Origin of the sequence: Arenimonas oryziterrae DSM 21050 = YC6267, assembly GCF_000420545.1 — a bacterium.
In the GTDB taxonomy this organism is placed as follows: domain Bacteria; phylum Pseudomonadota; class Gammaproteobacteria; order Xanthomonadales; family Xanthomonadaceae; genus Arenimonas; species Arenimonas oryziterrae.
In genome coordinates this window covers 297,396-317,014 of record NZ_ATVD01000001.1, presented here as the reverse complement: position 1 = coordinate 317,014, position 19,619 = coordinate 297,396, and the positions used below count along the sequence as shown (strand labels likewise).

The 19,619-nt window shown below is 65.4% G+C and carries 19 protein-coding genes and 3 tRNA genes; 16 read left to right on the top strand and 6 right to left on the bottom strand.

Translation table 11 applies throughout. From position 1 onward, the window contains the following. Positions 1 to 42 precede the first annotated feature (42 nt). The 4 genes from G467_RS0101525 (at position 43) to G467_RS0101510 (ending at position 2,559) form a co-directional block, all read left to right on the top strand. Positions 43 to 315 carry an HU family DNA-binding protein gene (locus tag G467_RS0101525; RefSeq protein WP_022967973.1) on the top strand — a complete coding sequence of 91 codons (273 nt, stop codon included), beginning with the start codon at positions 43 to 45 and terminating at the stop codon, positions 313 to 315. Positions 316 to 326: 11 nt separating this feature from the next. Further along, positions 327 to 401 (top strand) — tRNA-Val (locus tag G467_RS0101520). A gap of 25 nt (positions 402 to 426) precedes the next feature. Beyond that, positions 427 to 503, top strand: a tRNA-Asp gene (locus G467_RS0101515). 79 nt (positions 504 to 582) lie between these two features. After that, a complete protein-coding gene (locus tag G467_RS0101510; RefSeq protein ID WP_022967972.1) occupies positions 583 to 2,559 on the top strand; it encodes a SurA N-terminal domain-containing protein in 1,977 nt (658 codons plus the stop codon). 69 nt (positions 2,560 to 2,628) lie between these two features. Here G467_RS0101510 and G467_RS0101505 read toward each other — a convergent pair whose 3' ends face one another. The 3 genes from G467_RS0101505 to gloB form a co-directional block, all read right to left on the bottom strand. Further along, positions 2,629 to 3,423 (bottom strand): enoyl-ACP reductase FabI, encoded by a 795-nt coding sequence (locus G467_RS0101505; RefSeq protein ID WP_022967971.1) that lies wholly within the window; start codon positions 3,421 to 3,423, stop codon positions 2,629 to 2,631. 79 nt (positions 3,424 to 3,502) lie between these two features. After that, positions 3,503 to 4,726 carry a transglycosylase SLT domain-containing protein gene (locus G467_RS14985; protein ID WP_022967970.1) on the bottom strand — a complete coding sequence of 408 codons (1,224 nt, stop codon included), beginning with the start codon at positions 4,724 to 4,726 and terminating at the stop codon, positions 3,503 to 3,505. Beyond that, the gene (gene gloB, locus G467_RS0101495) at positions 4,723 to 5,490 is read right to left on the bottom strand and encodes a hydroxyacylglutathione hydrolase (RefSeq protein WP_026802261.1); all 768 of its coding nucleotides are present in this window, start codon (positions 5,488 to 5,490) and stop codon (positions 4,723 to 4,725) included. The genes G467_RS14985 and gloB overlap by 4 nt, the downstream gene beginning before the upstream one ends. A gap of 159 nt (positions 5,491 to 5,649) precedes the next feature. On the opposite strand from gloB, the gene G467_RS0101490 reads away from it, so the two are divergent. Genes G467_RS0101490 through G467_RS0101475 form a run of 4 tightly spaced genes read left to right on the top strand, consistent with a single transcriptional unit; the run spans position 5,650 to position 9,001 of the window. Next, the gene (locus tag G467_RS0101490; RefSeq protein ID WP_022967968.1) at positions 5,650 to 6,231 is read left to right on the top strand and encodes a class I SAM-dependent methyltransferase; all 582 of its coding nucleotides are present in this window, start codon (positions 5,650 to 5,652) and stop codon (positions 6,229 to 6,231) included. Positions 6,232 to 6,245: 14 nt separating this feature from the next. Next, positions 6,246 to 6,698 carry a ribonuclease HI gene (gene rnhA, locus G467_RS0101485; RefSeq protein WP_026802259.1) on the top strand — a complete coding sequence of 151 codons (453 nt, stop codon included), beginning with the start codon at positions 6,246 to 6,248 and terminating at the stop codon, positions 6,696 to 6,698. Then, entirely contained in the window at positions 6,695 to 7,417 is a 723-nt protein-coding gene (dnaQ, locus tag G467_RS0101480) for a DNA polymerase III subunit epsilon (protein WP_022967966.1), read from the top strand. Before rnhA ends, dnaQ begins: the two co-directional genes overlap by 4 nt. 57 nt (positions 7,418 to 7,474) lie before the next feature. Next, complete coding sequence (locus G467_RS0101475; RefSeq protein WP_022967965.1) at positions 7,475 to 9,001, top strand: serine/threonine-protein kinase; 1,527 nt, start codon at positions 7,475 to 7,477, stop codon at positions 8,999 to 9,001. 12 nt (positions 9,002 to 9,013) lie between these two features. On the opposite strand, the gene G467_RS0101470 is transcribed toward G467_RS0101475, so the two are convergent. Together G467_RS0101470 and G467_RS0101465 are read right to left on the bottom strand one after the other, a co-directional pair. Beyond that, on the bottom strand, positions 9,014 to 9,715 hold the full coding sequence (locus tag G467_RS0101470; RefSeq protein WP_022967964.1) for a PP2C family protein-serine/threonine phosphatase: 702 nt from the start codon (positions 9,713 to 9,715) through the stop codon (positions 9,014 to 9,016). A 41-nt stretch (positions 9,716 to 9,756) separates the two neighbouring features. Further along, the gene (locus G467_RS0101465) at positions 9,757 to 12,390 is read right to left on the bottom strand and encodes an autotransporter family protein (protein ID WP_022967963.1); all 2,634 of its coding nucleotides are present in this window, start codon (positions 12,388 to 12,390) and stop codon (positions 9,757 to 9,759) included. Between the two features lie 108 nt (positions 12,391 to 12,498). Here G467_RS0101465 and G467_RS14980 point away from each other — a divergent pair, with 108 nt between their 5' ends. The 6 genes from G467_RS14980 (at position 12,499) to G467_RS0101435 (ending at position 17,049) form a co-directional block, all read left to right on the top strand. Next, entirely contained in the window at positions 12,499 to 14,508 is a 2,010-nt protein-coding gene (locus G467_RS14980) for a caspase family protein (protein ID WP_022967962.1), read from the top strand. 64 nt (positions 14,509 to 14,572) lie between these two features. After that, positions 14,573 to 14,662, top strand: a tRNA-Ser gene (locus tag G467_RS0101455). A 319-nt stretch (positions 14,663 to 14,981) separates the two neighbouring features. Next, positions 14,982 to 15,626: a hypothetical protein gene (locus tag G467_RS0101450; RefSeq protein ID WP_026802258.1), complete on the top strand. Its 645-nt coding sequence runs from the start codon at positions 14,982 to 14,984 to the stop codon at positions 15,624 to 15,626. After that, the gene (locus tag G467_RS0101445) at positions 15,623 to 16,219 is read left to right on the top strand and encodes a hypothetical protein (RefSeq protein WP_022967960.1); all 597 of its coding nucleotides are present in this window, start codon (positions 15,623 to 15,625) and stop codon (positions 16,217 to 16,219) included. Before G467_RS0101450 ends, G467_RS0101445 begins: the two co-directional genes overlap by 4 nt. Positions 16,220 to 16,383: 164 nt before the next feature. Beyond that, a complete protein-coding gene (locus G467_RS0101440) occupies positions 16,384 to 16,578 on the top strand; it encodes a hypothetical protein (RefSeq protein ID WP_022967959.1) in 195 nt (64 codons plus the stop codon). Between the two features lie 63 nt (positions 16,579 to 16,641). Next, entirely contained in the window at positions 16,642 to 17,049 is a 408-nt protein-coding gene (locus G467_RS0101435) for a DUF6165 family protein (protein ID WP_022967958.1), read from the top strand. On the opposite strand, the gene G467_RS0101430 is transcribed toward G467_RS0101435, so the two are convergent. Beyond that, on the bottom strand, positions 17,046 to 18,095 hold the full coding sequence (locus G467_RS0101430) for a glycosyltransferase family 9 protein (RefSeq protein WP_022967957.1): 1,050 nt from the start codon (positions 18,093 to 18,095) through the stop codon (positions 17,046 to 17,048). The two genes, G467_RS0101435 and G467_RS0101430, sit on opposite strands and share 4 nt — an antisense overlap. Before the next feature lie 18 nt (positions 18,096 to 18,113). Between G467_RS0101430 and G467_RS0101425 the strand changes: the two genes are divergently transcribed. Together G467_RS0101425 and G467_RS0101420 are read left to right on the top strand one after the other, a co-directional pair. Then, complete coding sequence (locus G467_RS0101425; protein ID WP_022967956.1) at positions 18,114 to 18,863, top strand: 3-deoxy-D-manno-octulosonic acid kinase; 750 nt, start codon at positions 18,114 to 18,116, stop codon at positions 18,861 to 18,863. After that, positions 18,860 to 19,615: an MBL fold metallo-hydrolase gene (locus G467_RS0101420; RefSeq protein WP_022967955.1), complete on the top strand. Its 756-nt coding sequence runs from the start codon at positions 18,860 to 18,862 to the stop codon at positions 19,613 to 19,615. Before G467_RS0101425 ends, G467_RS0101420 begins: the two co-directional genes overlap by 4 nt. The last annotated feature ends 4 nt before the right edge of the window (positions 19,616 to 19,619 follow it).

Sequence of the window (19,619 nt, the reverse complement as noted above, 5' to 3'; positions counted from 1 at the left end):
TTACACAGAATCTGCGAGATCATCTCGCTAAGGGAGTCAATAATGAACAAAGGCGAATTGGTTGCTGCCATCGGCGACGAAAGCGAACTGACCAAGGCTGATGCCGGCCGCGCGGTCGATGCATTCATCGAAGTCATCAAGAAGGCCCTCAAGAAGGGCGACGACGTCACGATCGTCGGCTTCGGTACTTTCTCGGTCCGCAAACGCGCCGCTCGCCAGGGTCGCAACCCGCAGACGGGCGAGACCATCAAGATCAAGGCCTCGAAAAATCCGGCCTTCAAGGCTGGTAAAGCCCTTAAGGATGCAGTAAACTGATCGTCTCGCTAGGGTGCTTAGCTCAGCGGTAGAGCGTCTCCCTTACACGGAGAGGGTCGGGGGTTCGAAACCCTCAGCACCCACCAGTTAAGCACCCTTGCAAAGAAACGCGGAGTGGTAGTTCAGTCGGTTAGAATGCTGGCCTGTCACGCCGGAGGTCGCGGGTTCGAGTCCCGTCCACTCCGCCATACCCCCGAGGGCGCCTAATCAGGCGCCCTCGTTTTTTGCGGTGCCGCCACCGTGGCATCGCCCAAACGGCTGACCAATATGCTTCAGAGCATTCGCGAGAAAACCTCCGGCTGGATCGCCTCCATCGTCCTGGGACTGATCATCCTGACCATGGCTTTCTTCGGCATGGAGAGCTACCTGACTGCCGACGTGCCGACCTACGCCGCCAAGATCGAGCGTGCGCCCGCCTGGTGGCCGACCGCGCCGAAATTTTGGCCGGTGAGCGCCTTGTGGTCGAAGGACGAGATTACCCAGGACGAATTCCGAAAGCGTTTCGATCAGGTCCGCCAGATGCAGCGCCAGCAGCAGGGCGAATCGTTCAATCCCGCCGAATTCGAGAAAGTCGAGAACAAACGCATCGTTCTCGATCAGATGATCGACGAAGCCTTGATGAAGATGGTGTCCGAGCGCGAAGGCATCGTCATTCCCGACAGCATCGTCCAGAAGTCCATCATGGACAACGAGGCTTTCCACGGGCCGGACGGCAAGTTCGACGTCAATCAGTACCAGCTTGTGCTGAACATGCAGCAGCTGACGCCCAAGCAGGTCGAAGCCTTGGTTCGCGCCGACATCATCCAGGAAATGCTGCCCAAGCAGATCGCGGCTTCTGCCTTCGCCAGCGAAAGCGAGCTCGACACGTTCCTGCGCCTCAACGACCAGACCCGCGACTTGCGCCTGCTGGAAATCCCGCCGCCGTCGATGCCGGCCTTGCCGCCGACCGAGGCCGAGATCAAGGCTTGGTACGACGCGCATGCCACGCAGTATCAGACCAAGGAAACGGTCACGGTCGAATATGTGGAGCTGGACGCCTCGACGCTTCCGGTCAGCGTCACGGCCTCGGACGAGGCGCTCAAGAAGCTTTATGTCGAGCAGAAAGAGCGCTACGGCACCGAAGATCAGCGCGTTGCCTCCCATATTCTCGTGCAGGTTGCGGAAAATGCGCCCGCCGCGGCGTCCGATGCGGCGCTCGCCAAGGCGCGCGATATCGCTGCCAAGGCGCGTCTGCCCGGCGCGGATTTCGCGGCGCTCGCCCGTCAGTATTCCGATGACATCGGCTCCAAGGATGCCGGCGGCGATCTCGGCCCGGTAAGCAAGGGCGTGTTCGGCGATGCGTTCGATGCCGCGCTCGCCGCGTTGCAGCGTGGCCAGGTCAGCGACCCGGTGCGTTTGTCCGATGGTTGGCATGTGGTGCAGTTCCGCGACATCGTTCCCGGCACGCAAAAGCCCTTCGAAAGCGTTCGTGCGGAACTCGAGTCGCAGTATCTGGAGAGCGAGCGCGAGCGTGCGTTCAACGACCTCCAGACCAAGCTGGTCGACGCGATCTACGCCGATCCGCGCCAGCTGGCGACCACGGCCCAGAAGCTCAAGTTGCCGGTGACTCGCACCGCGCCGTTTTCGCTCGATCAGGGTGAAGGCATCGCGGCGCTGGAGCCGGTCCGCAAGGCCGCGTTCAACAGCTCGCAGAAAGTCGAGCGCCTGGTCAGCGATCCGGTCGAAGTCGCGCCCAACCACGTCGTCGTCCTGCACGTCGTGGACTACAAACCAGTGACGGCGATTCCGCTGGCGTCCATTCGCGACCGCGTCATGTCCGATCTGGCCGGCGACCGCCTGATCAAGGCCGCCAAGGTCCAGGCCGATGCGCTGCTCGGACGCGCCCGCAAGGGCGAGGGCCTGGACACGCTGGCCACCGAGGTGTCGCGCACCGTGGCCGTGGTGCCGAAGGCGACCCGTCAGCCGCCAAGCCCGCAACTCGCGGCGCTGTTCACGGAAGCCTTCCGTCTGCCGCGTCCGGCCGCCGGCAAGACCGAGATCGGTCTGGCCAAGCTGGCCCCCGATCGCTACGCCCTGGTGGAAGTGACAGCGGTGACCGACGGCGATCCCAAGGTCGTGACTGCCGACATCCGCAAGACCCTAGTCGAACAGCTGGGCAAGCTGCGTGGCGACGTTGAGCGTCGCGCCTATATCCAGGCGCAGCGCAAGCGTTTCAGCATCGATATCGCCGAAGATCGTCTGTAAGCGGACGGCTCAGGCAAAGAAAAAGGCCCGGAGAAATCCGGGCCTTTTCTTTTGCGGCTATCAGGCGGATCAGACGCCTTCGATACCGGTCATGCCCAGCACGTTGTATCCGGCGTCGACGTAAGTGACTTCGCCGGTCACGCCCGCGGCCAGGTCCGAACACAGGAAGGCGGCGACGTTGCCGACATCCTCGATCGTGACGGTCCGGCGCAGCGGTGCGTATTCCTCGACGTGGTGCAGCATCTTGCGGAAGTTGGCGATGCCGGCCGCTGCGAGCGTCTTGATCGGACCGGCGGAGATCGCGTTGACGCGCGTGCCTTCCGGACCGAGATTCAAGGCCAGGTAGCGCACGTTCGCTTCGAGGCTGGCCTTGGCCAGGCCCATCACGTTGTAGTTCGCCAGCGCGCGCTCGGCACCGAGGTAGCTCAGCGTCAGGATGCTGCCGTTGCGGCCCTTCATCATCGGTCGGCCGGCCTTGGCCAATGCGGCGAGGCTGTAGCTGGAGATGTCGTGGGCGATGCGGAAGCTTTCGCGCGTCAGGCCTTCGAGAAATTCACCATCGAGGGCCTCGCGCGGCGCGAAGCCGACCGAGTGCACCAGGATGTCGAAGCCATCGCTCCAGTGCTTGCCGAGCTCGGCGTACATCGCGTCGATCTGCGCGTCTTCGGCGACGTCCAAGGGCAGCACGATGCTCGATTTGCAGTCGGCCGCCGCTTCCTCGACGCGCGATTTAAGCTTCTCGTTCTGGTAGGTGAACGCCAGCTCCGCGCCTTCGCGATGCATCGCTTCGGCGATGCCGGTGGCGATGGATCGCTGGCTGGCGATGCCGACGATCAGCGCACGTTTGCCGCTCAGGAATCCCATCGTTGCTCTCCGGTTGCGAAATTTGTAAGGGCGCTAGTTTGAACGCCGCCATGCCATACCGCCAAGCATGGAGCGTGTCTCAGGGAAGAATCTTCAAGGTCTGGCCCGGTCGCAGCACTGCCTTGCGGCCGAGATTGTTGACGCGCAGCAACTGCTGGATCGACAGACCGTAGCGTTTGGCGATCGACCAGGGGGTGTCGCCGGCACGAACCCGGTGCGTTTTCGCCCCCGACGTCGCCGCTGCTTCGTCGATCGACGGTTCGACGGTGTCGTCCGCGGCGTCCGTGTCGGCGACGGTGACCGGTGCCGCACCCGACGGCATCAGCACCAGCCGGGGCACACCGGGCACGATGCGACCGGTGCGGAACCCCGGATTCAGACGCCGAAGGGCTGCCTCGGGGATGCCCGAGCCTTTGGACAGTTGTCCGAGCGTGCGTACCTTCGCGTCGACCAGGATCGGCTCGAGCGGAACGAAGCGCGCATCCATCGGCAGAACAAGCCCCTGTCGTTCCGGCTCGCTGATCAGGCAAGACAGCGCCTGCAATTTCGCGACGTAGTCATAGGTGATGTTGGACAGGCCCTTGGGCAAGCGCTTCTCGCCGGAGGCCTCGCGGCTGCCGTTGCGCTTGAAGGCGTTGAGAACGCGATACTCGCCCGCGTTGTAGGCCATCACGGTCGGCTGCCAGCCGTCGAACATCTTCTGCAGGGTCTTGAGATAGGACAGCGCTGCGCGTGTGGATTCGACCGGCGACAGGCGCCCGTCGTAACCCGATTGAATGTGGATGCCGTGATTGCGGGCCGTGCTGCCGATCATCTGCCACATGCCGGCCGGTCCGCCGGCGCCGAGCGCATCCGGGCGATACCAGCTTTCCACGAGCGGGATCAGGGCGAACTCCGCTGGCAAGCCGTCGCGCTCGACTTCGCGACTGACGAAATCGAGCATCGGCAGAATGTTCTCGAGGTGTTGCGCGAACGCGCGCGGACTTTGCGCGTAGCGTTTGCGCCACAACGCGGCATGGCTGCCGGCATCGCAGGCGCCGGCACTGAAGCCGCCGCGAAGGCGCAGGAAGACGTCTTCGCCACGACGCTGGCCGCTCGCAGCCGTGATCGGAATGCCGGCCTCGAGAGGCAGGTCCAGCGCCGGCTCGTTCCCTTCGACGGGAGGCACGGTGCCGGTGGTGGGCGTGGCGGGAACCGTGGGGTTACCGGCGACGGGCTCCGGCCGGTTCGGACGCACCGCCGTCTGGCAGGCCGACAGCAGGCCCGCTGCCGCGAGAGCGAAGATCATCGATCGGGAATTCATGCGCGGAAACCATCCTTCCATTCGCGCAAGGCCGCGAAGGTCTGCAGGCGATCATCGGTCTCGATGCCGCGCCATTGTTTCAATGCCCTGCGAATGCCGGCTTGGCCGACGCGCAGGAACGGGTTGCAGTCGCGCTCGCTGGCGATCGAGCTGGGCAGGCTGGCGCGTCCGCCGGCCCGCTGGCGGGCGACTTCTTCCAAACGCAGGTCGCGCACCGGATTCTCCGGTTCGGCAATCCGGGCGAACCGGCCATTGCTTTCGGTGTATTCGTGCGTGCAGCAGACCTGGGTCTGGGCGGGCAGGGCAGCGAGGCGGTCGAGCGAATTCAGCATCTGCGCCGGGCTGCCTTCGAACAGGCGCCCGCAGCCGAGGCTGAACAAAGTGTCCCCGCAAAAGACGATGCCCCCGCCGTGATAGGCGACATGGCTGCGCGTATGCCCCGGCACGGCGAGGACCTCGAACTCCAGGCCCAGGGCCTCGACCCGCACGCGATCGCCGTCCGCGACCCGCTGGCTCGCCTGCGGTATCCGCTCGTCCTGTGGGGCATAGCAGGGAATGTCGAAAGCTTCGAGCAGGCGGGCTACGCCGCCGATATGGTCGGGGTGGTGATGCGTGATCAGGATCGCGACCGGGTGCAGGCCGGCGTCGACGGCCGCGAGAACCGGCGCGGCCTCGCCCGGATCCACGATCAAGGCCTGGCCGGCGGCGTCGGCCAGGGTCCAGATGTAGTTGTCGACGAGGGCGGGCAGGGGGCGGAGATGCAGCACGCTCGGTGGATGACCTGAATGGCGGATTGCCGCAGAATCCCGACCATGCCTTCCCCTCGCTCCCGGCGTCAACCCGAAAACCGATCGCCCGATTGGTTCCATCGGGGGGCAGGAAGGCGGCTGATTGTCGATGTCCAACGCCAGGCGACCCCGGAATTGACCCGGGTCTTCGGCCATACCGGCCTGTTCCTGAGGCCAACGGCGGAGCACCCCGCCGAACTGTCCGGCAACATGCTTGCCCAGGTCCTGAGCCTGCACCGGTCGGCGCCGGGCTTCGACGGCCAGTTTCGCTGCGAGGACGACGCCCTGCCGCTGGCACCGGACAGCTTGTCCCTGGTGTTTTCCCTGTTCGTCCTCGAATCTTCCCGCGATGCCCCCGCTCTGGTGGCGGAGTACGCGCGGGTGCTCAAACCTGAAGGAGTGGTCTTGATCATCAGCCTCAACCCCTGGAGCCCGACCCGCTTGCGCTGGGCGCTGCAGGCCGGCGTGACCCGCAGCGCGGGTGCCGTCGAAGACCTGTTGCGTAACGCCGGTCTCGACGTCCTGCGTCGGCACTATCTGGGTCCGAACTGGGCCAGCAAGCAAGGCGTCACGCTGATGGAAGACCGGCGTCCGCGCCTGTTCGACGCCTTTCGTGCCGCGACCCTGATCGTGGCGCGCCGACGCGAGATTCCGCTGACGCCGCAACGCAAGCCGATGCCCGCGGTCGGCCTGCGCACCGGCATGAGCCCCAGCTGATGACGACCGCGACGATGAAACAGGTCCTCATCCATACCGACGGCGCCTGCCTGGGCAATCCCGGTCCGGGCGGCTGGGGCGCCCTGTTGCGCCATGGCGACACCGAGCGCGAGCTTTCCGGCGGCGAGCCCGACACCACCAACAACCGCATGGAATTGCTCGCCGCGATCATGGCGCTGGAAGCACTCAAGAACGCTTGCGAAGTCACCCTCTACACCGACTCGCAGTACGTGCAGAAAGGCATCGGCGAGTGGCTGCCGAACTGGATTCGTCGCGGCTGGAAAACCGCCGGCGGCGATCCGGTAAAAAACCAGGATCTGTGGCTGCGTCTGCAGGCGGCGGCCGCACCGCACAAAGTGCAGTGGCGCTGGGTGAAGGGCCATGCCGGCGACCCGGACAACGAACGCGTCGATACCCTCGCGCGCCTCGCGGCACAGAAAATCGGCAACAAGGAAGCGGTGCGATGAGGCAGGTGGTCCTGGATACCGAAACGACCGGATTGTCTTGGGAAAAGGGCAACCGCGTCGTCGAAATCGGCTGCATCGAATTGCTCGAACGCCGGCCCACCGGCAAGCATTTTCAGCGCTACCTCAATCCCGACCGCGAGATGGAGCCGGGTGCGCAGGAAGTCACCGGCCTCACCCGTGATTTCCTGTCCGACAAGCCGCGCTTCGGACAGGTCGTCGACGAGTTCCTCGATTTCATTCGTGGCGCCGAACTGATCATCCACAACGCCAACTTCGACGTCGGTTTCCTCGACTACGAATTGTCGTTGGCGGGCGCGCATTTCGGCCGCATTCGCGACCATGCCGCGGTGCTCGACACGCTGGCCTTGGCGCGGGAGCGCTACCCGGGGCAGCGCAATTCGCTAGATGCGTTGTGCAAGCGACTGGACGTCGACAACGGCCACCGCAAGCTGCACGGCGCCCTGTTGGACGCCGAGCTGCTAGCCGAGGTCTATCTGTCGATGACGGCGGGTCAGGGCGACCTGGGCCTGAGCCTGGCGGCCGGCGCTACGCCCGCGCAGCGTGTGGTGACGGTGGAGATGGTCGTCGGTGAGCGTCGCGTGCTGCGGGCCAGTGCCGACGAGCAGGCCGCACATGCGGCGCGTCTGTCCCGCATCGCCAAGAAGGCTGGCGGTCGCGCGCTCTGGCCGCAGGCCGACGAGCCGTCGGCGGCCACGTGAGCGCAGCCCTCGCGCTTTTATGGATAATCGACCCAAGAACGTCGTCCAGGGGCTAGCGTGAACGCGACCGTACTTCTCACCGCCGTCGACATCAACATCCCCGGCTACCGCATCCTGCGGCCGATCGGCGAGGGCGGCATGGCCTCGGTCTTTCTCGCCGTGCAGGAATCGCTCGACCGCGAAGTCGCGCTGAAAGTCATGTCTCCGGTGCTCGCTGCGAACGCGGAATTCGCCAGCCGTTTCGTCGTCGAGGGCAAGATCACCGCGAAGCTGCAGCACCCGAACCTGGTGACCGTTTTCGACATCGGCAGCCACAACGGCGTGTACTACCTCGCTGCCGAATACATTCCCGGCGGCACGCTCAAGGAACGCATCACGGAAGGCGGGCTGACGGTCGCGGAGATTCTCGACATCGCCAGCGACATCGCCCAGGGTCTGGACTTCGCGCACCAGAAAGGATTCGTGCATCGCGACGTCAAGCCCGGCAATGTGCTGTTCCGCAACGACGGCCGCGTGGTACTGGCCGATTTCGGCATCGCCAAGGCGATGGACGGCAGCAACAGCTCGACCGTCGCCGGCGCGTCGATTGGCACGCCCGACTACATGAGTCCGGAACAGGCGCGCGGCGAATCCGTCGACGGCCGCTCCGATCTGTACAGCCTCGGTACGGTCCTCTATGAAATGCTGGTCGGCACGCCGCCGTACCAGGCCAGCGATCCGTTCACCGTCGCACTGATGCACGTCACGCATCCAGTGCCGACCTTGCCGGTCGAGTTCGAATGGCTGCAGCCGATGATCACCGGGCTGATGGCAAAACTGCCGGCCGAGCGCTTCAACACCGGCGCGGCTTTCGTCGAAGCCCTGCACAAGCTCATGGACAGCGCGCCGCCCGGCGCCAATCTGCACGCGTCGACGTCGCGCAAGCCCGGCGGCAGCAATCGCATCGCCGGCAGTTCCGCGACGCAGCAACGCACGCGCGTGAGCCTCTCGCAGAAGAGCGCGCGTCCGGGCTGGATCATGCCCGCTGCGGTTGGCGGTGTGGTTCTGGTCGTGGCGGTGGTGGCCTGGCAGTTCCTGCCGCGCGCCGACGTGCCGGACGGAACCACCCCGGGGACGAGCACGGCGGTCGACCCGTCGGTGGTCACGCCGGTCCAGCCGGACGGCAGCACGGGCCTGATCACGTCGTTCCCGAGCACGGCGGTCGCCGAGGCGATGACGCCCGAAGAACTCGAAAATACGTTGACGCAGGCCGACGTCTACCTGAAGACGGGTACCGATCCGGAAAATGCCGGCCGGCAGCTGACGTTCCCCGACGACGACAGCGCCTTGGGGCTCTATCGCAAGGTGCTGGCCTCGGATCCGGCGAATGCGCGCGCGAAAGCCGGCGTCTCCGCGATCGTCGCCTACTACCGGCGCATCGCCCACGAGCTGTGCTCGAGCGAACGCTGGAAGTCGTGTCTGGTGACGGCCAACAACGGCCTGGCGATCGATCCGTCAGATCCGACCCTGATCAAGCTCAGTGAGGCTGCGGGTCTCGGCGACAGCGGGGAAAAACCGACGCTGCCAGTGTTGCCGGCAAACTAGTCGTCGCGCCGGTCACGTCCGGCGCAGCAACACCACGGTGACGTTGTCCGAGCCGCCGCCGTCGAGCGCGGCCGAGACCAGATGGTCGACGCATTCCTGCGCGGACAATTCGTTCTGCGCGAGTAAGGAAGCGATGGTCGCGTCATTCACTTCTTCGGTCAGGCCGTCGCTGCACAGCAGAATCTGGAATCCCGGGCGCAGTTCGCCGGAAATGGTTTCGACCTTGAGGTTTTCGGGATCGGTCACGCCGAGCGCCTGGGTGACGACATTGCGGTGCGGATGCGTGCGCGCCTGTTCGGCGGTAATTGCGCCCTGGTCGATGAGTTCCTGCACGTAGCTGTGGTCGGAAGAAAGCTGACGCAGCTGGCCGTTCCACAAGTACGCACGACTGTCACCGACCCAGGCGAGTTCGAAGCGGTTCTCGTCCAGGCGCAGCGCGACCATGGTCGTGCCCATCGGCAGGCTTTCGGCGCGGCGCCGGGACTGCCGGATGATGTCTTCGTCCGCGCTGCGGATCGCGTCCTTGAGCGAATGGCCGGCGCGGACTTCGCGCACGACCGCATCGCGGGCCAGGGCGCTGGCGACCTCGCCGAACTCGTGGCCACCCATGCCGTCGGCGACCAGCCACAGCCCGAGCTGGGCATCACCGTAATAGGTGTCCTCGTTGAGTTCCCGACGCAGGCCGACGTGACTGAGATGGCCGAACTCGATCATCCGATGATCCCTCTGTCGCTAGTGACCGACATCATTCCGGTTTAGAACTCGATGCGCAAACCCAGGGCCAGGTTGTCCTGGCTGACGCCGTCGCGCCCGATCAGCTTCTCATAGAAGAAGAAGCCCGAGCGACCATGGGTCATCACCAGCGACAGACCCACGCCCAGCCGGTAGAAGTCCGTGTCGATCGGGTCGCCCTCGATGGTGAAGGGCACCGCGAACGGATCATGCAGGAAATGCGCCTCGACCGCGGACGGATCGTCCTTGAACTCGTGCTGCCATTCCAGCTGCAGGTGCGGGATCAGCACGCCCCAGCTCGCGCTGTGCGTGAAGGTCATCTTGCCGCCGATGACGCTGCTGATCGAGGTCACGTCCTGGGTGTCGATGACCAGGGCCCAGCCGCTGCCGGGCACGCCGGTCGCGTAGTGCTCGGTCATCGAATCGAAGCTGAGCTTGGTGTACATCAGTCGCGCATACGGCCCGAAGCCCCAAGCGCCTTTGTTGAAATCGCGGCCGAAACTGCCGGCAAAGGTCAGGCTGTCGCCGCCGGAATTGGCCGTGGCCAACTGGTCGACGACCGTCGTGCCGCCGCCGGGCAGGGAGAACGCGTAGTGCAGGCGGCGCAGCATGTCGAACTTGTTGTGGCCGTAGCTGAGCACCGCATCGGTGTACCAGCTGTTGGCCTGGTAGTAGGTCGAATAGCCCGACACGCTCCAGCCGGTCGTGTCGAGATTGCCCTCGGCGCCCTTGAGGTCGTTGCCCTGACGCGTATAGCCCAGGGTCGCGCCGAAGATCAGCTTGTCCGAATAGCGGTAGTCCGCGCCGACCGTCAGGCCCTTGATGTCGAAGTCATAGGCCGGATCGACCACGCCGGCATCGGCGTCGCCGCGTCCGATCGTGCCGGCGGCGAAGAAGCCCCAGCGACCGAAATCGGCGCCAGTTTCACCGCTGTTGCCGTCCTGCAGCAGGGATTCGACAAAGCTGCCGATCGGCGCCGTGCCACGTCCGTTGTTCAGTGCCAGGCCGCCGAAGCTGATGCCCTTGGTGCCCGAACGCAAGGCGGCGATGCGCACCTTGATGTTGTCGAACTGCGCCTGCGCGGCAAGCAGCCCGGACTTCGACTGCACGAGGGCGACGTCGGCATAGAGTTCTTCCAGCGCGGCGGCGACACCGGCCGGATCCGTATTGATCGAGCCGATCAGTTCATTGCAGCGCGCGCGCAGATCGGCCAGGCCGGGATCGGTGGTCGGTCCGGTGCCCAGTCGCGGGCAGAAGTCGTCGATTGCGCCAGCGACCGCGCGACCGGCCGGCGTCAGCGTGGGCAGGGTACGCAGACGCGCGGCATTGGTCGTGAAGGTCACGAACACGGTCGGGTCGTCAACGCGTTCGGCTCTCACGGTGACCGTGCCCGGCGTCGCCGACAAGGTCAGCGAACTCGACGCGATGCCGGTGCCACTGGTCGTCGGCGTGGCCGGCGCCAGCGTGCCGGTGCCCGAAGCGAAGGTGTAGGCGATGCCCACGCCGCCGACCACGGTGCCGTTGTTGCGGGCTTCGACTGTCAGCGGGGCGGGCAGGGTGGCACCCGGTGCGCCGGTCTGGTTGTCGCCGCTGACGATGGTCAGCGTGCGCACGATGGCCGTGACCGTGATCGTGAACGTCGCGGTGTTCGGCGAGCAGAAGGTGCAGAAGGTCATCGCGGTGACCGTATACACACCCGGCACTGTCGCGATGAAGGTGTTGGTGGCGTCGCCGCCGGTGGTCGTCGAGGTGGGACTGCCGAGGACACCATCGCCGCCGGCCGGTTGCGTGATCGACCAGTTGATCACGCTGCCGTTCGGTGCCGGCACGGTCGCGCCGCCCTGGTGCGCGGTGAGGTTGACCGTCAATGCGCCCGGCGTGCTGACTGCCGCCGGACTGACCGTCGACATGCCGCTGTTTTCAACGGTCACGACGAAGTTCAGCGGCGGGATCGGCGGGCAGGACGGATCCGGCGCTGCGACCGGGCACACGACCGTCGCGCGGATCGTGTAGGTGCCGGCGATCGCCGAGCTGAACAGCATGCTGGTGTTGCCAGCGCCATCGGGCGCGGTGTTGCCGAGGTTGGTGCTCGTGGTGATGTTGGTGAAGTTGGTCTGGTACGTGCCCGGCAGTCCGTTGGTCAGCAGATTCGCGCTCAGCGTCGTCGAGGTCTGCACGTTGATCGTCGTCGCGGCCGGCGACGTCATCACATAGGTGTGATTGTTGAACGTCGCAAAAGTGAAGGTCAGCGTGTCGCCCGTGCAACCGCCCGAGGTGCAGGTCGCGAGCACCGTGCCGCTGCCGCCGGCCGTCGGTCCGAGATTGACGCTGAAGTTGTAGTCGGTATCGAGGGTCGCGGTGAATGTCGTCGGCGGAACGATCGACGCGCCACCCGTGGTGTCGGCTGTGATCGCCAGCGTGCCGGTGATCGTCGGCGAACAGGCGGTCTGTCCTTGCAGGATGAAACCGACAGAGCCGTTGGTCGCGCCGGTTGCCGTGGTCGGGCTGATGGCGACGAAGTCGCACGTCTGTGCAAACGCCTGACCGCACAAACCGCCGAGCAACAGCAGCGTCGCTATCAGGAAGCGAGTGAACCGGCTGACCTGTGTCGACCCGGATCCGCGTGTCTGTTGGCAACCAACGGTATTGGCGGTCATCGCTTTTCCCCTGAAATGCGGTTATAAATCCCGCACCGAGTATAGCGGCAGACGCGCCGCTGCAAGGGGTCTGGCGCGTGCCGTGCAGCTTTCAAGGAGCCACGTACGATGAATGCGTCAAACGAATGTCCTGTTCTGAGCCGGCTTTACGTTTTTTGCGCCGCTGCCCTCATCGTCATCGGAGCGGGCCTCCCGGTCCAGGCTCCCAAGGCCGCGGTCAAGAATGCCGAAGACCTGCTGATCGTCGATTGCCTGCTGCCCGGGCAAATCCGGTCGCTGGGTCGCCAAGCCACTTTCCTGAGCGCGCGCCGGCCGGTGCGCACCACCCAGTCCGACTGCCAGATCCGCGGCGGCGAATACGTTTCCTACGATCGCGCGAACTACCAGACGGCGTTGAAGGTCTGGCTCGACCAGGCGATGGCCGGTAGCGCCGAAGCACAGAACAACGTCGGCGAAATCTATTCCAAGGGCCTGGGCACGGCGCCCGACTACGGCATGGCATTTCAGTGGTTCAAGAAAGCCGCCGACCAGGGCTATGGCCGCGCGAAGATCAATCTTGGCTACTTGTACGAGTCGGGACTGGGCGTTCCGCAGGACACCGCCGCCGCTCTGAATCTCTATCGCGAAGCCTCGGGCATCACCGACGAGCTGCTGTACGCGTCCACCGTCGAAGTGCAGCTCAAAGCCAAGGACGAACAGATCGGTACCTTGCAGGGTCAGGTGCAGAGCGAGCAGGCCAACTCTGCGCAATTGCGCGAACAAGTGCGTCAGCTCGAACAGCAGTTGGCCGAACGCCGCCGTGCCTTGCAGACCTCGCAGCGCGAATTGCAGGACACGCAGAACAAGCTCGCGCAGGCCAAGCAGGCCAAGGACAGCGAACTCACCCGCTTCCTGGAAAACCAGATGCTGACGCAGGAGCAGCAGATCAGTTCGCAGCGTTCGCAGATCGCGTCGCTCGAACAGCGTGGCAGCAGCGGCACCGGCGGCCAGATCCTCGCCGGAACGCCGGTCACGATGGAAATTCTCGATCCGACCTTCGTCGCTACGCGTGGTCGCAATACTGCGGTCGTGCGCGGCGCCGGCAAGCGCACCCTGGTCGGCCGCGTCAGCGCGCCGAAAGCGATCGCGCGCATCACCGTCAACGGCGTCGCCGCGCCGGTCGCGTCCAATGGCACGTTTAGCGCGGAGATCAATGTCGCCCCCGGTGGAACCCCGGTGCAGGTCGCGGCAGTGGACACGCGCGGCGCCAAGGCGCAACTCGATTTCACGATGATTCCGGCCGCGGGTGGCGCGGCATCGACGGCCGCCGGATCGCGACCGGCGACCTCCGGCGTGCTGCCGCGTGACGTGAAGCTCGGCCGGTTCTTCGCCGTGGTCATCGGCAACAACACGTATCGCGACGGCGGTTTCGCGCCGCTCAAGAGCGCCGCCAGCGATGCCACGGCCGTCAACAGCGTGCTGCGTGACCGCTACGGTTACCAGACGACCCTGCTGCTCAACGCCGGCCGTCTGGAAATCCTGACGGCACTCAACGAAATGCGCGAGAAGCTCGGCCCGCAGGACAATCTGCTGATCTACTACGCCGGCCACGGCGAGATCGATACGAGCAAGCAGGGCTACTGGATTCCGAGCGATGCCGCCGCGAGCAATCCCAAGACCTGGATCTCGAACGCCGCGATCAGCGACATCCTCAACACGATGCCGGCCAAACACGTGCTGGTGGTCGCCGACTCCTGCTACTCGGGCGCAATGACGCGCGCGTCGGCGCCGAGCTTCGACGCCGGGTCGATGCCGGCCGACAAGTGGGGCACCTGGGTGAAGACGATGGCCAACGGCCGCTCGCGCACCGCGCTGACTTCGGGCGGCGAACAGCCGGTGCCGGACGTGGGCGCAGGCAACCACAGCTATTTCGCGCGGGCTTTCCTGAATGTGCTTCAGGACAACAACCGCTTGCTCGAAGCGCAGCGCGTGTTCCGGGAAGTGTCGACCTCGCTGGCCTTGAACGCCGCCAAGTCCCCGCTGCCGCAGGATCCGCAATACGCCCCGATCCGCTATGCCGGCCACGAAAGCGGCGAGTACTTCTTCCTGCCCAAGGGCGCGACGGCCGCCGGTCCGTAAGGGTCGGCGCCGGGACGGCTGGATTCGGACCGTTCGGCCCGGCTATAATCGTCGTTCGACTGCTGGAGAGGTGGCAGAGTGGTCGAATGTACCTGACTCGAAATCAGGCGTTGGTGTAAGCCAACCGTGGGTTCGAATCCCACCCTCTCCGCCAAAAATGCAAAGGCCCCCGCAAGGGGGCCTTTTCATTTTTGACAGAGCGGCTAGGTAGTTCGGAGAACTCACCGGTTCGACAAAACGGCAGGATTGCCGTTTTGCACGGCGAAGCCGCCCCGCAGGGGTGAGGGGCAGGGATGCCCCGAATGCATCCCACCCTCTCCGCCAAAAATGCAAAGGCCCCCGCAAGGGGGCCTTTTCATTTGGTCCACAGCAAACGGATCTTCGTCACCGTCGCGGTTGCGGTCCCCCCGGGGGGACAGGCCACAATCGGGCGGCCAGTCTTCCGGCCCCCCTGATTTCCCGGAGTTCCCCCCTTGCGACTACTTTCCCTGTTCTTCGCCCCCGCGGCGATGTTCGTCCTGCTCGCCGCACCTTCGCCCGCCCAGGCGCAATCCCAGGCGGACATCGCCGAATCCATCGCCCAGCTCGAGATGGGCCCTCACACCCTGACCGGACGTCCCGGCGCCACCCGCGCCGCCCTCGCCGATGCCGGCAAGCGCAGGGGGCTCTTCAGCCGCGGCGCCAAGAGCGAACGCGTCTACACGCAGAACCAGCCGGTCATCCTGATTCCCTATACGCGTCGGGTCGAAGCGATCGTGCTCAAGTACAACGGCGATCCGTTCCCGGTCCTGAGCTCGCTCGGCGAACTCGGCAACTACACGGCGCGCGCATTGACCGACGCCAACGGCGAATTCCACTTCCGCGGACTCAAGCCGGGCCGCTATCTGCTGTCCACCACCGTGCCCTATGAAGCCGCAGTCACGATCCGCGAAGACACCGGTAGAACCCGCACCGACACCACCATCACCACCGACGGCTACAACATCATCGGCGCCAGCTCGGTCACTTCGAAAGTCTACGACTACCGAAACGCCACCTCCGATCTCGAACACCGGGTGTTCAAGCTCGTGGAAGTGAAGGCCGACCGCACCGTGACCGCCCTGGGAGAAATGCAATGAGCCGCGGTTCGTTCGTCCTCGCCACCACGATGCTGTTGGCCCTCGGTAGCCCCTTGGCCATGGCGCAGTCCACGGCCGCCGACCGGGCGCTTTGGGATCTCGAAGCCAGCACCGTCGAACATCGCGACTGCAAGGCATCGAGCATGCCGCGCTGCTGGTACCTGTTCTTCGCGATCAACGAGGCACCCGTGCGCCAGCTGTGGATGCTGGATTTGAAGGTGCGCAATCCCGAACCCGGCAACGCCAATCTGCTTGAGATGGACGTCGCGCATCTGCATGAAAGCGACGACCCGGCCGAACCCGGTGCCAACGACTTTCTGCTGTACACCCTGCAGTTCAAGTGCAAGGAAAAGAAGTACCGCATCGCCAATGGTTATGCGTTGCTGATCGACGGTTCCGTGGATCAGGCCAAGCAGGCGTTCCCCTGGCATGACGGCTTCGAAAACAGCTGGTTCGGTCTGGCCGGCAAGGCCGCCTGCCAGAAGAGCGAGCAGTTGCGTCCCACGGCGTACAACATGGTCTTCCTGGGCGATTTCTATCGTCCGGTGGACGCGGCGGACGTGACCCGGCGATTCCTCTGGACCCGGCGCTGAGCCGATCGGGGGCGGCGCGCCATACGCCGCCCCTCGGTTGTTCGTCAAAAAACCCTTTTATATAAGAGGCTTAAGGAATTTTTCGCGGGCATGACTTCCGGCCCATTCACTTCTTGATTTGGTGTATTACATTACCAACACACCAATTCACGAAGGGCTTGCCCATGAACACCAACGCCACCTCCCGCCTCGTCGCCGTCAGCTACCCGTCGACGGCCCCGACCACTCCCGCCCAGGCCCAGGCCTCGCGCCGCTACCGCGAACGCGATTTCGGCATCGGCTACGGCGCCAGCAGCGGCTATGCGTCCGAGCGTCGTTATGCCAACACCGGTGCGGCTCCGCTCCTGCGCTGCAAGTAAGGCACGAACGCACCGGCCCGGACCGGGCACGTTAAACTCGCGGTCTACTTCCGCGAGGCCGCCATGTCCGAAATCCTTGTCCCCGTGTCCTTCGGCGAACTGCTCGACAAGATCGCCATTCTCGACATCAAGTCCGAGCGCATGACCGATCCGGCCAAGCTGGCGAACGTGCGCAAGGAACGCGACGCCTTGATGACCACCTGGATGGCGCATGCCGCGTCCAGGACCGACATCGGCAAATTGCGCGCCGAACTCAAGGCCGTCAACGAGCGCCTGTGGGTGATCGAGGACGACATCCGCGTCAATGAGAAGAACCAGGATTTCGGTCCGGAGTTCATCCGTCTGGCGCGGGCGGTCTATTTCGAGAACGACGAGCGCGCGCGCATCAAGAAAGACATCAACCTTGCCCTGGGCTCGGCCTATGTCGAGGAAAAGTCCTATCAGGACTACCGCAGCGGTTCGACGCCCTAGGCCATCCCGGCATCGCGACGGAAGGCGTCGAATCGCTCGATGACTTCCGTCACCGGGATCAGGTCCATGACGCCCGGAAACTCCACGCGCTTGCCCCAGCCGATCTCGCTGGCGGGCTTGCCCAGGAAACGGCGCGCGGCTTCGTCATAGTGGTTCACCGACCAGCGCAGGTCCGAATACGGGCCGCAGCGTTCGCGATCGGTGCAGGCGAACAGGCCGATGACCTTGGTGCCCATGGCATTCGCCATGTGCGCCGGTCCCGAGTCGGGCGACAGCACCAGCGTCGCGCGTTCGAGCAGGGCCAGCAATTGTTTGAGCGTGTCCTTGCCGATCAGGTCGATGGCCGGCGCGCGCATCGCGGCGAGGATCGCATCGCCGGTATCGCGTTCAAGCTGGCTGCGGCCGCCGCAAAGCGCGATGCGCCAGCCTTGCGCCGCGGCGTGATCGGCGACGGCGGCGTAGCGCTCCGGCGCCCAGTTGCGCAGCGCGTGACTCGAACACGGCGACACCAGCAAGGTGGGCTGATCGCCGGGCAACTGTTCGGCCGCCCAGTCGCGGGCGGCCTGCGGTACCGGCAAATTCCATTCCACGCGATCCTGCACGAGACCGAGCGGCTCACAGAATTTCCCGAACGCGTCGAGCACATGGTGGCCGCCGACATCGATACGCTGGTTGATGAACAGGCCGTGGCCTTCCTTGCTGCGCGCGCGGTCGTAGCCGATGCGGCGGTCGGCGCGGATGAAGGCCGACAACAGGTTTGCGCGCAGGGCCAGTTGCATCTGCAGCAGCACCTCGAAGCGGCGACCGGCAAGCTGCCGGCGGAGGTCCTGGATACCAGCGCGACCGGCGCGCTTGTCGAACACGATGAACTCGACGCCCTCCAGGCCCTCGAGCATCTTCGCTTCGCCCTTGCCGATGATCCAGGTGATCGGCACGTCCGGCCAGGCGCGGCGCAGGGTCCGCACCAGCGGTACCACATGCGTGGCGTCGCCGAGCGCGGACAGACGCAACAGACAGATCGATCGCGGCGCGGCGGGTGGGCTCACTTGCTAGACTTCACCGTGATGGAAAACAACCCGGCCGCCAGCGACGCCAGACAGCCATTCCGCGACGAACGCGGGCAGGGGGCGATTGTGTTCGACCCGGTGCGGCTGCGGCAAGCGACGCCGGCGCTGTTCGATGCCGAGCACTACGGCGCCGACGCGCAGGCGGTGCAAGGGCAGGGCGGGCGCGGCGCGGCCTGGTTCGTGCGCGGCGATTTCGGCGCGGCGGTCCTGCGCCACTACCGTCGCGGCGGCTGGATGGCGCGCCTGAGCGCCGATGTCTACTGGTGGCGAGGCGAGGCGCAGGTGCGCAGCCTGCGCGAATTCTCCCTGATGCGCGAACTGCATGCCGCGGCCCTGCCGGTGCCGGCGCCGATCGCGGCGATGTATCGCCGGCAGGGCTCGGGCTATCGCGCGGCGATCCTCGTCGAGCGCATCGCCGACGTTCGCGCCTTCGCCGAGGTAGTCTCGCGCGCACAGGTGCAGGCGCCCTGGGCGGCCGCCGGCAAGGCGATCGCGCGCTGCCATCACCACGGCGCGCATCACGCCGATTTGAACGCGCACAATATTCTGGTCGCGGCCGATCACCGGCTCTGGCTGATCGATTGGGACAAGGGCCGGCGCGAAGTGGCGCCCGGTGCCTGGTGTGATGCCGTGCTCGATCGGCTCGAGCGCTCGCTGCGCAAACAATGCAAGGACGTTTCCTCGCCGATGATCGACAAGGGCATGGCCATCCTGCGCGAGGCGCACGACCAGGAGCTGCGGACATGAGCTGGTCCCTGCGCATGCTGGGCGTGGGCAGTTCGCAGGCCGTCGAGCTGGGATCGGCGTCGGCGGTCGTGGAATGCGACGAGCGACCGCTGCTGATGATCGACTGCGGGCAGGAAGCGCTGACCGCCTATCTGGCGCACTACGAACGCGCGCCGGAAGCGGTGTTCATCACGCATGTGCACATGGACCACGTCGCTGGTCTGGAACGCTTGTTCTACAAGATCTATTTCGATCCGGCGCTGCGCGGCAAGGTGCGCCTGTACGTGCCTGCGACGGTCGTGCCGCATCTGCAATCGCGTCTGGCCGAGTATCCGGGTGTGATCGCCGAAGGCGGCGCGAACTGGTGGGACGGCTTCCAGCTGATCCCGGTGACGCGCGGGTTCTGGCACGAGCAGCGTTGGTACGACGTGTTTCCCGTGCGCCATCACCAGCCCGAGACGGCCTTCGCCCTGCGATTGCCGGGTGCGTTCGTCTGGACGGGCGATACACGGCCGATCCCGGAAATGCTGGCGCGCTACGCCGACGCCGGCGAGTTGATCGCACACGACTGCGCCTTGCACGGCAATCCCTCGCACAGCGGCATCGAGGATCTGGAGCGCGAATACGCCCCGGCCCTGCTGGCGCGCTGCGTGCTCTACCACTACGCCTCGAAAGCGGACGGCGAGGCCTTGCGTGCCCGCGGTCATCGCGTGGCCGAAGCGGGCGAGCGGCTTGCCCTGGCCGAGCCGAGCGGTCCGGCGGTCGCGCCGTGAACGC

Bases quoted from the DNA above. Each gene is read 5' to 3' on its own strand.
- G467_RS0101525 (WP_022967973.1), top strand. From the start codon at position 43: ATGAACAAAGGCGAATTGGTTGCTGCCATCGGCGACGAAAGCGAACTG.
- G467_RS0101505 (WP_022967971.1), bottom strand. From the start codon at position 3,423: ATGGGATTCCTGAGCGGCAAACGTGCGCTGATCGTCGGCATCGCCAGC.
- G467_RS0101420 (WP_022967955.1), top strand. From the start codon at position 18,860: ATGAGCTGGTCCCTGCGCATGCTGGGCGTGGGCAGTTCGCAGGCCGTC.
- G467_RS0101440 (WP_022967959.1), top strand. From the start codon at position 16,384: ATGAACACCAACGCCACCTCCCGCCTCGTCGCCGTCAGCTACCCGTCG.
- G467_RS0101445 (WP_022967960.1), top strand. From the start codon at position 15,623: ATGAGCCGCGGTTCGTTCGTCCTCGCCACCACGATGCTGTTGGCCCTC.
- G467_RS0101435 (WP_022967958.1), top strand. From the start codon at position 16,642: ATGTCCGAAATCCTTGTCCCCGTGTCCTTCGGCGAACTGCTCGACAAG.
- G467_RS14985 (WP_022967970.1), bottom strand. From the start codon at position 4,726: ATGAATTCCCGATCGATGATCTTCGCTCTCGCGGCAGCGGGCCTGCTG.
- dnaQ (WP_022967966.1), top strand. From the start codon at position 6,695: ATGAGGCAGGTGGTCCTGGATACCGAAACGACCGGATTGTCTTGGGAA.
- G467_RS0101470 (WP_022967964.1), bottom strand. From the start codon at position 9,715: ATGATCGAGTTCGGCCATCTCAGTCACGTCGGCCTGCGTCGGGAACTC.
- G467_RS0101465 (WP_022967963.1), bottom strand. From the start codon at position 12,390: ATGACCGCCAATACCGTTGGTTGCCAACAGACACGCGGATCCGGGTCG.
- G467_RS0101425 (WP_022967956.1), top strand. From the start codon at position 18,114: ATGGAAAACAACCCGGCCGCCAGCGACGCCAGACAGCCATTCCGCGAC.
- G467_RS14980 (WP_022967962.1), top strand. From the start codon at position 12,499: ATGAATGCGTCAAACGAATGTCCTGTTCTGAGCCGGCTTTACGTTTTT.
- G467_RS0101510 (WP_022967972.1), top strand. From the start codon at position 583: ATGCTTCAGAGCATTCGCGAGAAAACCTCCGGCTGGATCGCCTCCATC.
- rnhA (WP_026802259.1), top strand. From the start codon at position 6,246: ATGAAACAGGTCCTCATCCATACCGACGGCGCCTGCCTGGGCAATCCC.